Source organism: Flavobacterium sp. 25HG05S-40 (assembly GCF_052654735.1).
On sequence record NZ_CP199750.1, the window covers coordinates 572301 to 587049 of the forward strand.

General features: G+C 35.6%; 12 protein-coding genes. 3 read left to right on the forward strand and 9 right to left on the reverse strand.

Annotation, left to right across the window (positions count from 1 at the left end):
• Nucleotides 1–6 precede the first annotated feature (6 nt).
• Nucleotides 7–1812: a peptide MFS transporter gene (locus ACULEU_RS02445; protein ID WP_445453869.1), complete on the forward strand. Its 1806-nt coding sequence runs from the start codon at nucleotides 7–9 to the stop codon at nucleotides 1810–1812.
• A 52-nt stretch (nucleotides 1813–1864) separates the two neighbouring features.
• Nucleotides 1865–2332 carry a thioredoxin family protein gene (locus ACULEU_RS02450; protein WP_445453870.1) on the forward strand — a complete coding sequence of 156 codons (468 nt, stop codon included), beginning with the start codon at nucleotides 1865–1867 and terminating at the stop codon, nucleotides 2330–2332.
• 10 nt (nucleotides 2333–2342) lie between these two features.
• Here the strand turns inward: ACULEU_RS02450 and ACULEU_RS02455 are convergent, their stop codons facing one another.
• The 4 genes from ACULEU_RS02455 to surE are packed head-to-tail and all read right to left on the reverse strand — an operon-like array spanning nucleotide 2343 to nucleotide 6992.
• Complete coding sequence (locus tag ACULEU_RS02455; protein WP_445453871.1) at nucleotides 2343–4367, reverse strand: ComEC/Rec2 family competence protein; 2025 nt, start codon at nucleotides 4365–4367, stop codon at nucleotides 2343–2345.
• Between the two features lie 43 nt (nucleotides 4368–4410).
• Nucleotides 4411–5061 carry a C40 family peptidase gene (locus tag ACULEU_RS02460; RefSeq protein ID WP_445453872.1) on the reverse strand — a complete coding sequence of 217 codons (651 nt, stop codon included), beginning with the start codon at nucleotides 5059–5061 and terminating at the stop codon, nucleotides 4411–4413.
• Nucleotides 5062–5098: 37 nt separating this feature from the next.
• Nucleotides 5099–6211: a lipid-A-disaccharide synthase gene (gene lpxB / locus ACULEU_RS02465; protein WP_445453873.1), complete on the reverse strand. Its 1113-nt coding sequence runs from the start codon at nucleotides 6209–6211 to the stop codon at nucleotides 5099–5101.
• A gap of 10 nt (nucleotides 6212–6221) precedes the next feature.
• Nucleotides 6222–6992 (reverse strand): 5'/3'-nucleotidase SurE, encoded by a 771-nt coding sequence (gene surE, locus ACULEU_RS02470; RefSeq protein WP_445453874.1) that lies wholly within the window; start codon nucleotides 6990–6992, stop codon nucleotides 6222–6224.
• A 205-nt stretch (nucleotides 6993–7197) separates the two neighbouring features.
• On the opposite strand from surE, the gene ACULEU_RS02475 reads away from it, so the two are divergent.
• Nucleotides 7198–9474 (forward strand): carboxy terminal-processing peptidase, encoded by a 2277-nt coding sequence (locus ACULEU_RS02475; protein WP_445453875.1) that lies wholly within the window; start codon nucleotides 7198–7200, stop codon nucleotides 9472–9474.
• 49 nt (nucleotides 9475–9523) lie between these two features.
• Here ACULEU_RS02475 and ACULEU_RS02480 read toward each other — a convergent pair whose 3' ends face one another.
• From ACULEU_RS02480 to mreC, 5 genes are all read right to left on the reverse strand, one after another.
• Nucleotides 9524–10072: a hypothetical protein gene (locus ACULEU_RS02480; protein ID WP_445453876.1), complete on the reverse strand. Its 549-nt coding sequence runs from the start codon at nucleotides 10070–10072 to the stop codon at nucleotides 9524–9526.
• A 77-nt stretch (nucleotides 10073–10149) separates the two neighbouring features.
• Complete coding sequence (gene rodA, locus ACULEU_RS02485; RefSeq protein ID WP_445453877.1) at nucleotides 10150–11409, reverse strand: rod shape-determining protein RodA; 1260 nt, start codon at nucleotides 11407–11409, stop codon at nucleotides 10150–10152.
• Between the two features lie 12 nt (nucleotides 11410–11421).
• Nucleotides 11422–13377, reverse strand: coding sequence for a penicillin-binding protein 2 (mrdA, locus tag ACULEU_RS02490; RefSeq protein WP_445453878.1), 1956 nt, complete (start codon nucleotides 13375–13377; stop codon nucleotides 11422–11424).
• Nucleotides 13374–13880 (reverse strand): rod shape-determining protein MreD, encoded by a 507-nt coding sequence (locus ACULEU_RS02495; protein ID WP_445453879.1) that lies wholly within the window; start codon nucleotides 13878–13880, stop codon nucleotides 13374–13376. Before ACULEU_RS02495 ends, mrdA begins: the two co-directional genes overlap by 4 nt.
• Nucleotides 13873–14700: a rod shape-determining protein MreC gene (mreC, locus tag ACULEU_RS02500; RefSeq protein WP_445453880.1), complete on the reverse strand. Its 828-nt coding sequence runs from the start codon at nucleotides 14698–14700 to the stop codon at nucleotides 13873–13875. The genes ACULEU_RS02495 and mreC overlap by 8 nt, the downstream gene beginning before the upstream one ends.
• Nucleotides 14701–14749 lie beyond the last annotated feature (49 nt).

Genomic DNA, 14749 nt, shown 5'->3' on the forward strand with positions numbered 1-14749 from the left:
TAAGCTATGAGTCAAAATTCAACCGATCAGTTTTTTAAAAATAATGTTTTAGGCCATCCGGCAGGTTTATTTGTATTGTTCTTTACCGAAATGTGGGAACGATTTTCATTCTACGGAATGCGCTCTCTGTTAATTCTGTTCTTAACTTCAACATTGGTTGATGGAGGTTGGGGATGGACAAGGGAAACCGCTTCGTCTTTGTTTGGTTCGTATGTCGGATTAGTATATCTGTCCACCATGCTTGGTGGTTATTTTGCCGATAAAGTCATCGGTTTCCGATGGGCAGTAATGTTGGGTGCTTTCTTAATGACCTTAGGGCACGCTGCCATGGCAGTAGAAACACATTTTTCCATCTATTTGGGATTGGTTTTACTGGTATTTGGTAACGGATTTTTCAAACCCAATATGGTTTCCATTATTTCTGAAATGTACAAAGACCGTCCTGAAAAAAAAGATGGTGCTTATACTTTGTTTTACATGGGTGTTAATGCCGGAGCTTTCTTCGGAATTTTACTTTGTGGGTATTTAGGAGAAAAAGTAGGTTGGGGTTATGGTTTCGGTTTGGCCGGAATTTTTATGTTCTTCGGAATGATTCAGTTTTGGTTGTCCCAAAATATTTTTGGCGATATCGGATTAAAACCTAATAAAGAAAGTAAAGCCAAAGAAGCTGCTTTAGATGACGATACAAGAAATCCATTTACAGCATGGCAACTTGTTGTCATTGCTATTTCTGTAGTTTTGGGACTACTTTGGGTGATTAATGCACCAGCATCCAAAATATCAGAAGGAACGGTTAATGTCTTTTCATTTTTAGGAGAAAACGGAAATGCGATAGCGATTCTGACTGCTTTAGGCTTGTTCCTCATTTTACTGATTTATCGCTTTACCCAATATTCCAAAATTACCCGTGAAAAATTGATGGCAGTTACCTTTTTTGCGTTTCTGGCTATTTTCTTTTGGGCGATATTTGAACAATCGCCAAACAGTTTAACCATTTTTGCTAAAGACTACACCAATAGGGTTTTAGAAGGGAATTGGAGTACCATTTTCTTAGTTGTCAATTCCCTGATTACTATTTTACCACTAGCAATAATTACATGGTTAATGTTTAAAATGTTCCGTCAAACCTTCAAAAATTATGCTGTCGCGAATATTATCCTTAGTTTAAGTTTTGTCATCATATGGGGCATCGCCATTTGGATGTTATTGAAGGATTACTACACTGCCGGCGTCTTATCACTATCAGACAGCACACTTGAACTGCTTAAAATTGAGAAAGTCACCGCACCACTTACCGAAGTGCCTGCAACATGGTTTTCAACGTTAAATTCTTTATTTATCATAACACTTGCGCCTTTGTTCACTAAATGGTGGGAAAGCAAATACAATCCGATAGCCAATGTAAAATACGGACTCGGAATGTTGTTTCTGGGATTGGGAATGGCTTGTGTTGCGATTGGTGCTAACGGAATAGAACCTGGAGCTAAGACAGCATCAGTTAGCATGATTTGGCTAATTTTAGTGTATTTGTTTTATACCATGGGCGAATTGTGTATTTCTCCTGTAGGATTATCGTATGTGAGCAAATTAGTTCCAGCACGAATGATTGCCTTTATGTTTGGCGTTTGGTATTTAGCAGTTGCCATCGGAATGAAAGGAGCAGGGATTTTTGGAGAAAACATTGATAAAGTTGCCAACGAACACGGGCTAAGCTATTTCTTTTGGCTGTTGACCATAGTTTCTGTCGCCATTGCCTTGTTATCCATATTGATGTCTCCAATTATTAAAAAATTAATGCATGGTGTCAGATAATTGGGATTTATTTGGCATTCTTTTTGTTATATTTGAAAAAAAAATCAGAACAATGAAAAAATTAGCAATTACCTTATTACTAGTCTTGGGTTCGTTTACCATACAAGCACAAGAATTAACATGGCATACAGATATGAACAAAGCTATGGAGATTTCAAAGAAATCTAAAAAACCTTTGTTTTTATTTTTCACAGGAAGCGATTGGTGTGGATGGTGTATCCGTTTGCAAAAAGAAGTGTTTAAAACACCGGAATTCGAAAAATGGGCTAAAACCAATGTAGTGCTTGTAGAATTGGATTTTCCAAGAAGAACAGCACAAACTCCGGAAATTCAAAAGCAAAATGCTGAATTACAGCAAACGTTTATGGTTCAAGGATACCCAACGGTTTGGTTTGTAAATGGAAGCAAGAAAGATGGAAAAATCAATCTTGAAAAAATTGGAAGCACTGGTTATGTTGCTGGCGGACCAACGGCTTGGCTAGCTGCTGCAGATCAAATTCTGGCCAACAAAAAGTCATAATTTATTTGGATTAAATCTTATAAAATCCCTTTTCATTAGTATAGTGAAAGGGGATTTTTTCTTTTCTACAAGTAGCTTCCCAAAGGCGAATATAACTTTTGAAGTTGGAACCATCAACAAGAATCTGTTTAGGTTTATATACTTGTAGCAGTCGATGCATATTGAGTGTAGGCGATTGAATGATTAGTAGAATATCCGGCTGTATTTTTTTAGAATAAACACAAGTGCTGTCAATGATAAGCACTTTTTGTTTTTTGAAATATAGCAAGTTTTGCAATGGTTTTTTATGTGAAATTTGGCAAAAGTTACTCACTAAATACGATTGTATTACCAAGTTATCATCAAGAGTTTTCAGAATGCTGTCATTGCTGTAAACGGTAATTTTGTTGCCGCTTCTTTCAGTAATTATAGTGTTCTTGTGACTGTTAAAGACAATTAATTCCTGCTGGTTTTCTGTTGATTTCTTCTGAATAATAAAAATACTTTGAAGCAAAAGAATACTAATAAACACCATAATTAATCGCTTTAAATGAGGTTTTTGTATCCAAAGTATCATCAGAATAATTACTAAGTAAGAACCAATAAGCATTTCTTTCGAAAAGGATATGTTCTTAATGACGAGTGCTTCAACCGAAGCTACCCAATGAATGATAGTATTGAGAAATTGAAGTAGCCATTCCATAACTTTTGCTATCAAAAAGGGAACGGGTCGAAAGATGGCAATCAGAATAGCAAACACTCCTAAAGCCATAATGACTCCGAGTAAAGGTAAAATCAGCAAATTGGTTACAAAAAACAAACCCGGAAACTGATGGAAATAATAAATGCTTAAAGGCATCGCGCCGATTTGTGCGGCAAAGGAAACGGTTAGGATGTCCCAAAAGTACTTCGTGATTTTGTGTTTAGGTTCCCAAATTGAGGATAAAATGGGCTGTAACCATAAGATAAAGAACAAAGCAAGATAACTTAATTGAAAGCCCACATCAAAGAGAAAGGAAGGTTTAAAAAGCAGAATCAGTAACATTGAGACTAAAAGCGTATGATAAATATTGACGGTTCTTCTTAAATGCAATCCAACAGACATAAAGGAAAACATGGTGGCAGCACGAACGATGGAGGGAGATAAACCGGTCAAAATCGCAAAAGACCAAAGCGATAGAATAATTATAATCAGTTTCAAAAAAGAGCCTTTTCTGGAGTTTCCGATAGGCTTCAACAAAAAACCAACAAACAACATGATAAAGCCAACATGCAAACCCGAAACGGACAAGACGTGAACTGCTCCGGCATATTGATATTCCTTCAGAATCTCCGGAGAAATGTCCTGCTGTTGTCCTAAAATTAAGGCATTCAATACGTTTAGTTCTTCATTGGCAATAGCGGATTGTTCTAAATGGAAGAGTATCTTTTCTCTAAAATTAGAAAAATCTGCCCAAATGCTGGGTTCGTAATTTCTAATAGTAATCTTTTTGGTATACACCTGAGCATAGATTTCCTGATTTTCAAGATAGCGACTGTAGTCAAAGACACCTGGATTAAGCGGATTCTTATTCTTGAAAACCGTTCCGATAACTTTTAATCGATGGCCAATTTTGAGTTTAAAACTACTGTCTTTTTTAGTGATATTCAGAATGAATTTTCCGAAACTATTTTGACCATCAATAGATTTCACTCGGCACAAGTAGCGGTAGTTTTTAGCAGTACTTTTTAATTTCTCTATCAATAGCAAGTCCAAATGCCGAATTCTTTCATAATCGGTAATTTGATTGGTATAATGCTTGGGATTGCTATTTTCTTTGTGAATGAATGCTGTCGAAATTCCGATGAAAATCGATAGCAGCATCGCAAAACTCCCAAAAATAATGATAAAGAAAGGCTGTCTTCGAATGTAAAAAGACGAAGCTAAAAGACCAACACTACAAAAGGTTATTCCAACCAAAACAAACGTCAGGCTGATAGGTACCGTTCGGAATAAAAGTATTCCGGTTAGCACACCGATAAGGATTTTCGTTAGAGGAAACTGTACAATTTTCACATAAATTTAATTACGCAAAAACTCAAATAATTGTGAGGGAAATCTATTGTATAACTCTATTAATCTGTTTAAAAGTTCGATCGTAGTAGGATTCCTTTAAGGAGGAAATAATTACGCCGCTTTGGGTTGATGAATGGATAAATTTGATGTCATCGCCATTGACTTCCACAATCATACCGACATGATTTATTCTTCTTTGACCTCTATTGATAAAGAAAATTAAATCGCCTTTTTTAGCTTCTTGTACATCAACCGGTTTGCCAACTTCTGCCATTTGATGCGAAGAACGAGGTAATGTGATGTCAAATTTTTTAAATGTGGAATACATCAAACCGGAACAATCAAAACCGTCTTTAGTAGTTCCGCCTCCGCGATAAGTAACCCCTAGATTGTCAGATGCAGTATGGATTAACTGCGAAATTAAATAATTGGAGTCTTCGTTGTCAATAATGATGTCACTTTCGTTTTGATCATTGATAAGCGGAGTTTTTTTAGGACTTGATGCTTCTGCAGTTTGACGATTAGTATATTCTTTTTGGCTTTTTTTGCTCTTAACGGTAGTCGTTTTAGAAGCAACGGGTTGTGTGTAAATACCTTTTTTAACCGCTACATCCTTAGAAGTGATGATAGATGAAGTAGGTTTACACGCAGTAAACAGCAAGAGAATGGATATGATAAATAAATAGTGTCTCAACAAAGAATGATTTTGGCAAAGTTAAAAATTTAAAAAACTACTTTAGGTCTTTTAGGATTAATTTAGCAGTTTTTTCACTAGCGCCAATCCCTCCAAGCTTAGCTTCCAGTGCATCATATTTTTTAAGTAAAGTCGCTCTGTACTTATCGTCCAATAATTTAGTGAGTTCTGTTTTTAGGTTTTTGGCATTTAATTTTTCCTGAATCAATTCGGTTACCACTTGTTCATCCATAATTAGATTGACCAGCGAAATGTATTTGAGCGTAATGATTCTTTTAGCAATTTGATACGATACCCAACTTCCTTTATAACAAACCACTTCGGGAACTTTAAACAAAGCAGTTTCCAATGTTGCGGTTCCTGAGGTCACCAATGCTGCGGTTGCCATACTGAGTAGGTCATACGTTTTATTGGAAACAAATTTCACGTTTTCAGTAGTCAAAAATTGTTCGTAAAAACTGTATTCTTGGCTAGGAGCACCGGCAATTACAAACTGATACTCCGGAAATTCTGAAACGATGCTTAACATGATGCTCAGCATTTTCGAAATTTCTTGTTTTCGGCTTCCAGGAAGTAAAGCAATAATGGGTTTTTCGTATAGGTTATGTTCCTTTCGAAAAGTGACAGGGTCAGTTAGTGGTCGATTATGAATGGCATCAATCAAAGGATGTCCCACAAATTCGACGGGAAAATGGTGTTTTACTTCGAAAAAATCCTTTTCAAACGGAAGAATGACAAACAGCTTGTCAAAATCTTTTTTTACGGCTTTGATACGGTTTTCTTTCCAAGCCCATATTTGTGGTGCAATGTAATAATGTGTTTTAATGCCTTTCTGTTTTGCCCATTGGGCAATACGCATATTGAATCCAGGATAGTCAATAAAAATAATTACATCAGGACTAAATTTTTCGATGTCAGCTTTGCAAAATTTAATATTGTTAAGAATAGTTTTCAAGTTCATTACCACCTCGGCAAAGCCCATAAAAGCTAACTCACGGTAATGTTTCACCAAAGTTCCGCCTACATTTTGCATAAGATCACCGCCCCAAAATCGGATGTCGGCAGCAGCATCTTCCTTATAAAGTGCTTTCATCAAATTGGAACCGTGTAAATCGCCCGAAGCTTCTCCGGCTATGATGTAATACTTCATACGTTGTAGTTTAAAAATTCCAAGTATTCAACTGTTGAATCGCATGATGGGCGGTTAAATCAAACTGAACTGGAACAATAGAGATGTAGCCTTGCGAAAGTGCCCATTCGTCGGTATCTTCTCCTTTATCCTGATTTACAAATTCTCCTGTCAGCCAATAATAATCTTTACCATAAGGTGTTTTTCTTTTATCGAATTTTTCCATCCAAATGGCTTTTGCCTGACGACAAATTTTGATTCCCTTGATTTCGTTGGTTTTGAGTTTCGGAAAATTAACGTTTAAAATCGTGCCTTCCGGTAATTTCTTTTCCAAAACTTCCAAAGCTATTTTTTTGATAAAAGGTTTTATTTGGTCAAAATCGGCGTTCCAATCATAATCCAAAAGCGAGAACCCAATTGCCGGAATTCCTTCAATTCCTGCTTCAACGGCAGCACTCATCGTTCCTGAATAAATCACATTTATAGACGAATTAGAGCCGTGATTCACACCTGAAACACACAAATCCGGTTTCTTTTTCAAAATTTCATTGACGGCCAATTTTACACAATCCACCGGAGTTCCGGAGCAACTGTATTCCGTTATCGTTGCATTTTCGGTTGAAATTTTATTGAGATATATAGTGTTGTTAATGGTAATAGCATGTCCCATAGCGCTTTGCGGACTATCTGGCGCAACTACAAAAACATTTCCAATCTCAGACATGACAGCAATCAAAGCACGAATTCCCGGAGCGTTGATACCGTCGTCATTGGTAACTAAAATAGTTGGTTTGGTTTTCATAAATCTGAATTATGTAACATAGTACCGTTTTTGCACTCTAATGTTTACGACAAAATTAAACTATTTTTAAGATTTAATATGGCTTCGTTTTTATAACTTTGACGGATATGCCTCGCATAGCAATGATAACAACGATTTTTAACAAAACTTTATCGGAATCTAGAATTCATGGCATGGTTTTTTGTTTACTTTAGATAATTAATTAATGAACATTATAGTACAGTTTATGAAAAGAAATTATAAAATACTATTGGTAGTTTTGACACTGTCAGTAGCTTTGTTGGGATTTAGTTTATTTCCAACCAAGAAAGCATCAGATCCTGAAAAGGATAAAATGCTAATAGAATTGTTAACGTTTGTTATTGAAAAAGGACATTATAATCCGGCTAAAATTGACGACACCTTCTCAAAAGGAGTTTACAAGGATTATTTGAATGCTTTAGATCCATCGAAGCGTTTCTTTTTACAATCGGATATCGACGAGTTTTCGAAATATGAAATGCAAATTGATGATCAAATCTTAAACAAAGAGTTGACGTTCTTTGATTTGACCTATGCGCGTTTGATGAAAAGAATGGACGAGTCTAAAGACTATTACAAAATTGCACTTGAAAAGCCATTTGACTACAAGAAGAATGAAACGATTAATACGGAATACGAAAAATTACCGTATGCCAAAAACGTGCAGGAATTGAAAGAAAGATGGCGTTTGCAGGTCAAACTTTCAGCGTTGTCTTCTTTAGTTGAAAAGCAAAAATTGGAAGAGGATTTGCTAAAGGATAAAAACAAAACGTTAGAAGAGAGATTACAGGATTACAGAACTTCTATGGGTGACAAAATTACCCCAGAATTGGAAAAGAAATTTATTGCTGATGTTGAGAAAAAGAAAAATCAGGCACCCAAAACGTATGAACAGTTAGAAAAAGAGACTAGAGAAAGTACGCTAAATTCGCTTAATGATAACTTTAATTTTATCAAAGATTTGGACAGAGAAGATTGGTTTTCTGTGTATGTTAATGCTATTTCTTCTCGTTTTGATCCGCACACTTCCTATTTCGGACCAAGTGAAAAAGAGAAGTTCGATGTCAGTATGAGTGGTAAATTAGAAGGTATTGGAGCAAGGTTACAAAAGAAAAATGACTTTACCGAAATTACCGAGTTGATTTCCGGCGGACCGGCATGGAGAGGAAAACAATTAGAATCCGGAGACGTGGTGCTTAAAGTTGCACAAGGTGATGCGGAACCGGTTGATGTTGTTGGGATGCGTTTGGATGATGTGGTTAAAAAGATTAAAGGACCAAAAGGAACGGAAGTTCGCTTAACGGTTAAAAAGACGGATGGTACTATAAAAGTGATTACCATTATTCGTGATGAAGTTGAAATCGAGGAAACTTATGTAAAATCTAGTGTTGTAGAAAAAGATGGATTTAAATACGGAATCATTTATTTGCCAAAATTCTACATCGATTTTGAAGACCAAAACAGTCGTGATGCCGGAAAAGATGTCGCATTAGAAGTTGAAAGACTTAAAGCCGCTGGAGTTCAAGGTATCGTTATGGATGTTAGAGATAATGGTGGAGGATCCTTAAAAACAGTAGTGGATATTGCGGGATTATTTATTAGCCAAGGACCAATTGTTCAGATTAAATCGGCTGCAGGAAAAAAAGAGGTGCTTTATGACAGAGATGCCAAAGTGCAATGGGACGGACCTTTAGTAGTAATGATTAATGAGTTTTCGGCTTCTGCCTCTGAAATTTTAGCAGCTGCAATTCAGGATTACAAGCGTGGAGTGGTTATCGGAAGTAAACAGTCTTATGGTAAAGGAACCGTTCAGAACGTAATCGATTTGAATCAATTTGTTCGCGGAAGTACTTATGGAGATTTAGGAGCTTTAAAAACTACAACACAGAAATTCTACAGAATCAACGGTGGTTCTACACAGTTAGAAGGAGTGAAGAGTGATATAGCCATTCCAGACAGGTATGCTTATCTTAAAATGGGTGAGAGAGATATTGAAAATGCCATGCCATGGGACAAGATTGATGCTGCTGAATACAAAATTTGGGATAAGCAGAATAACTTCGATTTAACCATTGAAAAAAGCAGACAGCGAATGAGTAATAATTCTCAGCTGAATTTGATAGACGATAATGCTAAATGGTTAGACGAACGTAATAAAGAGAATATTTACAGTTTGAATATCGACAAGTTTAAAGCCGAACAAAAAGCTTTAGATGAGAAAAACAAAAAATATAAACCTATTTCAGATTATAAAAATGCTTTCGATTTTAAGTCATTGCCCTATGAAGTTGAGCAAATAAACAACGATCCTATTCTGAAAGAAAAGCGTGAAAGATGGCATGAAAGCCTTTCTAAAGATATTTATATTGAAGAAGCCATTCATATCTTAAATGATCTTCAATCAGAGAATGGTAAAGGATTGACAACAAAAGTTAAGAAAGATAAGCTAGTAAAATCTTAATCTGATGTAATAGCAAAAAAAAGCCATCCAAATTTGGATGGTTTTTTTATTAATTTCTAGCTTTATTAAGTTTCTTTTCAACTTTTTCAAGATCTTGTTGCAATTCTTTTATTTTGAGTTCTTGCTTGCTGATTTTAATATTCTCTTTGTCAACTTCAATGTCGGTGAGTTTACCTTTTCGTTTTGCTTTGGCAAGTTTCTCTTGCGCCTTTTGTAATTTATCTTTTTCGTTGTTAATCTTTTCTTTGGTCTTGATTACTTTTTTTTCCGCATCTGAAATTCGATCTTGAGCTTTTTCAAAGCGTCTTTGTTCTTTGTCGAGCTTTCGTTGCTCCTTTTCAACTTTTTTAGCCGCATCATCAGCTTTGTCATTGGCTCTTTTAGCAGCCTTTTGATTTTCTAATGTTTTTTTTTGAATGTCTGCAATTTGCTTGTCAGTAAGCACCGTAGTTTTTTCTGTGGCAACGGCCGCATCAATAGGAACAGCTTTAAGAGCGATAGTATCGACCGGTGTCGCAGTAGGTATCGTTATGTCCTGTTGTGCACTAACTGTTGTTATTGTAACAAGAGCAAGTAAAGTGATGATTCTTAGTTTCATATAATTTTATTTAATTATTACAAAATTAGGTTGGAAGTTGGGCTAATAAAAAATGAGTTGAAGATTTTAACGTAAAATTACCATTCATTTACCTTATTGGCGTCCATTTTGAGGAAAATGAATAGCAAGATAGTGAATCCCCACAGTCCTGAGCCTCCATAAGAGAAGAAAGGAAGTGGCACTCCAATTGTTGGGAAAATACCCGCAACCATCGCAATATTTACAAAAAAGTGAATAAACAATATGCCAGCTACACAATAACCATAGACTCGGCTAAACTTCGTTTTCTGTCGTTCGGCAAGATAGATGATGCGCATTATCAAACCTACAAATAGCGCTATTACAAATACAGAACCTAAAAATCCCCATTCTTCACCAACGGTTGTAAAGATATAATCAGAATGTTGTTCTGGTACAAATCCACCTTTAGTTTGCGTTCCTTCGAGGTATCCTTTTCCAAATAAACCACCAGAACCAATGGCGATTTCTGATTGATTGGTATTGTATCCGATACCTTTCATGTCTACTTCTTTTCCAAGAAGAATATTGAAACGATCACGATGATGTTGTTTGAATACATTTTCGAAAACATAATTAACCGAGAAGACAAATCCACTTACTGCTATGAAAATCATGGCGCTGGCAATCCAATTGCGGTTTATGATTCGGCTTCGTAAATAAATTAAAATAATAACCAATAAGGCAATTCCTGATAAAACTAAAGGCTTAAAAATTAGGGCAAGGACAAAAAGGAGTAGCGCGATAAAACCTGTCCATAAGTACCATGATGGTAAGCCTTCTCTATAAAGGACTAGGATGAAAACGCTAAAAATCAAAGCACTTCCGGGATCATGTACTGCAATCAATGCCATTGGAAGAAAAATTATTCCAAGTGCCTGAATTTGTCTGTTTACATCTTTCAAATTAATTTGAACATCACTCAAATATTTGGCTAACGCTAATGAAGTGGCTGCTTTTACAAATTCAGAAGGCTGTAATCCAAAAGAGCCAAAAGAATACCAGTTAGCCTGGCCTTTAACGGTTTTTCCGAATACAAATAAACCCGCTAAAGCTAACAATCCGATGACATAAATAACACTAGAGAATTTTTCATAAAATTTTCCGTCTACAGAGAGTACAACAAATATCAACGGAAAGGAAAGCACAATAAACATAAACTGTTTCCCATAGATTTGCGAGATATCAAAGATGGAAGTTTCTTCGGGAACAGAAGATAACGAAGACGAATAAATATTCAGCCAACCTAAAATTACCATAGTAATATAGATGCCTATACTTATCCAGTCCAGATTATTTGTAACACTTTGATTTTTCATTTACTTAGGAGCTTAATTTCCTTGAGAATCTTTTGGTTTAATTTGAGGTTTTTCAGATTTTATTTCTGGTTTTATAGCAATTGGCTTCTCACCTGAATCAATTTTAGATTTAATAAGAGTATCAACAATTGGTTTTGCTAAGTATTTATTATATTCTCCCTGCAAACTTCCTTCTAACATTCTTTTTTCCAAATCAGTTCTGGTAATTTTCTTTTTAATGTATTTTTCAATCATCAAGCTGGTAATAGGTCCAGCCCAACGAGATCCCCAATATCCATTTTCAACAAAAACGGCGATAGCTATTTTAGGATTGTCTTTTGGGGCAAATGCTACAAAAATAGAGTGATCCTGAAGTTTGACTCTTTTTCCGTTAATTTTGGCAAAATTTTCAGCGGTACCCGTTTTTCCGCAAATATCTATACCTTCAACGTTCAGTCCATGAGCTGTTCCAAAATTATAAACGTCAAATAGCCCATTTACAACTGGGTCAAAATGCCTTTTATCAACCGTAGTTACATGTTTTGTTCTGAACTTTTTGTCAATGGTAGCATTCTTTATTTTTTTGATGATGTGAGGCGTATAATAATACCCTCTGTTTGCAACGATTGCTATCATATTAGCCAATTGTATTGGCGTCATCAAAACTTCTCCTTGTCCAATAGCATTGGACACTATGGTTCTGCTGGACCAACCCCAACCAGGATACATTTTTTTATAGGTTTTAGAGGTTGGAATTTTTCCTTTACGTCCAGTTGGTAAATCATATCCCATAAATTGACCTAAACCAAAACTTTTTAAGTGATTACTCCATACGTCAACTCCTTTTGGCGGATTACCATACTTGTCAATGGTTCGCATATAAGAAGTCGAAAAATAGGTGTTGCACGATTCGTAGATACCGCGATGAAGTTGTAACGATCCACCATGACAGTGACATCTCATAAAACGTCCCGGCGCATAACTAAATCCATGATGGCAGGAAACGGAAAAGTTTTCGTCAATAACACCTTCTTGCAAAGCAACCAAACCGGTTAAAATTTTGAAGGGAGAACCTGGTGTGTATTCCGCTAACAATCCTCGGTCATATAAAGGTTTCGCAATAGAATCATGATACAACATCGTGTAATTTTTGGAGCGCTGTCTGCCCACAAGAATTGCCGGATCATAAGAAGGTGCAGTAACCAAAGCTAATATTTCTCCGGTTCTTGGTTCAATGGCTACAATACCACCACGTTTATTAATCATTAATTCCTCACCATATTTTTGAAGGTCGCCATCAATCGTTAAATTGATATCTTTTCCTTGAACAGCTATGGTGTCAAATTTACCTTCTTTATACGATGCTATATCTCTGTTGTATTTGTCTTTCTGAATGTATTTTACACCTTTGATTCCACGTAAAACATCTTCGTAACTTTCTTCAACACCTTGTTTACCAATTAAATCACCACTTTTGTAATACGGATTTTTTTCAATGATTTTATCGTTAACCTGAGTGATAAAACCGAAGACATTCGAACCATAAGTTACTTGATAGTCTCTAAGAGCACGCTTTTGAATGTAGAATCCACTAAATTTTCTCTCGATTTCCTGAAAAGCCGCATACTCTTTTTTGTTCAATTGTGATAAGAAAACTGAGGGAAGTCGTGGGCTGTATACTTTTGCTTTTGCTATTTTTTTAATAAAATCTTCTTTGGTAATCTTAAGTAGCGAACAAAATTCGGTTGTGTCAATGTCTTTAACATCTTTTGGAATTACCATAATGTCATACGAAGGTTGATTGGCAATCAAAAGTTTTCCATTTCTGTCGTATACATATCCGCGCTCTGGATAATCGTAACTTATTTTGATGGCATTATTGTCTGATTTTAACTTCAAGGTGTCATCAATAACCTGAAGGTAAAAAAGACGCATCACAAGTAAAATTGTAGCAATGAAGATGATTGTGGGGAGCAATACTTTTCTCATCGTTTACTTGGCTTGATAATGTAGATGATGATGATACAAGTGATTAGTGTGAATACAGTACTCAAAAGCGTACGCATTACTATTTCCCAAAGGAAGCTAATTTTGAAAACTTCGAGTACAAATAACACAAAGTGATGCAGAACAACCGCAATCAATAAAAATGAAAATCGTTCTGGAGATAAAACATCATTTAGTTTTACGGTCTGATATTCATAGCTCAATCCAAAGGAAAATTTAAAAATAGCAGGTCTGAAATAAGCGAGAATTAAACATGCTGCAGCATGAACTCCACCCGAATTCCAAAACATATCCATAAGCAATCCAAGAAAGAAACTGGCCGCTAATAGACCACTCTTATTGCCATTTACCGGATAAAGAATTATAAAAAGAATATACGGAAACGGGTTGATAAAACCGAACAAATCAATTCTGTTAAAAATCAAAACCTGTGCTAATAACAGCAAGACAAAACGGGCAATATTGGCAAGTAAAGCGCTATTCATCTTTTTTGTTTTGATTTTCTAGATTTATAATCTCTTCCGCATCTTTGTTTTTAATGATATACACATGGCCAAGATTGGTCATATCATTAAATAATTTAATGTTTAGTGTATAATAATTGGTTTCTTCGTCAGTGTATACATTTTCAATAGTTCCGATACCAATATTTTCAGGGAAAACGATTGATTGTCCTCCGGTTACTATGGTGTCTCCTTTTCGAACTCCGGCCAATCGCGGTACGTCAATCAGCTGCACAAAACCGGTGCTTTTTCCGTTCCAGACTAAAGAGCCAAAATGATTTGACTTTTTGATTTTGGCATTGATTTTTGAATTGACATTCAAGACACTAATGATGGTGGCATAATTTTTCGAAGTTTTATCTACAATTCCGACAATTCCGGCGCTGTTAATGACACCCATATTGGGTTTGATTCCGGAAGCGGCTCCATTGTTAATCGTGATAAAGTTTTCCTGAATGCTGTAGGAGTTGTGAATCACTTTGGAAACGATAATATCTACTTTTTTGACGCCTTTTATAGAGTCAATCTTGGGAAGTTTAGTAGTGTCCTTTTGATTAAATAAAATTGATTTTAAGCGTGCATTTTCTAACGCCAATTCATTATTTTTCTCTCTCAACCCAAAATACTCGTCAACATTATTGATCTTTTCATAAATACCTCCCGTAAAGAAATTGGCCGAGCTGATGATTTTGCTTTTATGATAAGAATGCGACTGTATTGTAAGCGATAAGGATATTACCAAAAGCAGCAAAAACAGTAAGCGATTACTGTTTTTTAGTATAAAATTAAAAATTTGCTGCATTTTTAAACTGTATAATGTTTGTTGTAAATATCCGTCGAAATAAAGATAA

Excerpts from the sequence above, each read along its gene's own strand:
- rodA (WP_445453877.1), bottom strand. The coding sequence starts at position 11,409 with ATGAAAAATCAAAGTGTTACAAATAATCTGGACTGGATAAGTATAGGC.
- mrdA (WP_445453878.1), bottom strand. The coding sequence starts at position 13,377 with ATGAGAAAAGTATTGCTCCCCACAATCATCTTCATTGCTACAATTTTA.
- ACULEU_RS02475 (WP_445453875.1), top strand. The coding sequence starts at position 7,198 with ATGAACATTATAGTACAGTTTATGAAAAGAAATTATAAAATACTATTG.
- ACULEU_RS02445 (WP_445453869.1), top strand. The coding sequence starts at position 7 with ATGAGTCAAAATTCAACCGATCAGTTTTTTAAAAATAATGTTTTAGGC.
- lpxB (WP_445453873.1), bottom strand. The coding sequence starts at position 6,211 with ATGAAGTATTACATCATAGCCGGAGAAGCTTCGGGCGATTTACACGGT.
- ACULEU_RS02480 (WP_445453876.1), bottom strand. The coding sequence starts at position 10,072 with ATGAAACTAAGAATCATCACTTTACTTGCTCTTGTTACAATAACAACA.
- surE (WP_445453874.1), bottom strand. The coding sequence starts at position 6,992 with ATGAAAACCAAACCAACTATTTTAGTTACCAATGACGACGGTATCAAC.
- mreC (WP_445453880.1), bottom strand. The coding sequence starts at position 14,700 with ATGCAGCAAATTTTTAATTTTATACTAAAAAACAGTAATCGCTTACTG.
- ACULEU_RS02495 (WP_445453879.1), bottom strand. The coding sequence starts at position 13,880 with ATGAATAGCGCTTTACTTGCCAATATTGCCCGTTTTGTCTTGCTGTTA.
- ACULEU_RS02450 (WP_445453870.1), top strand. The coding sequence starts at position 1,865 with ATGAAAAAATTAGCAATTACCTTATTACTAGTCTTGGGTTCGTTTACC.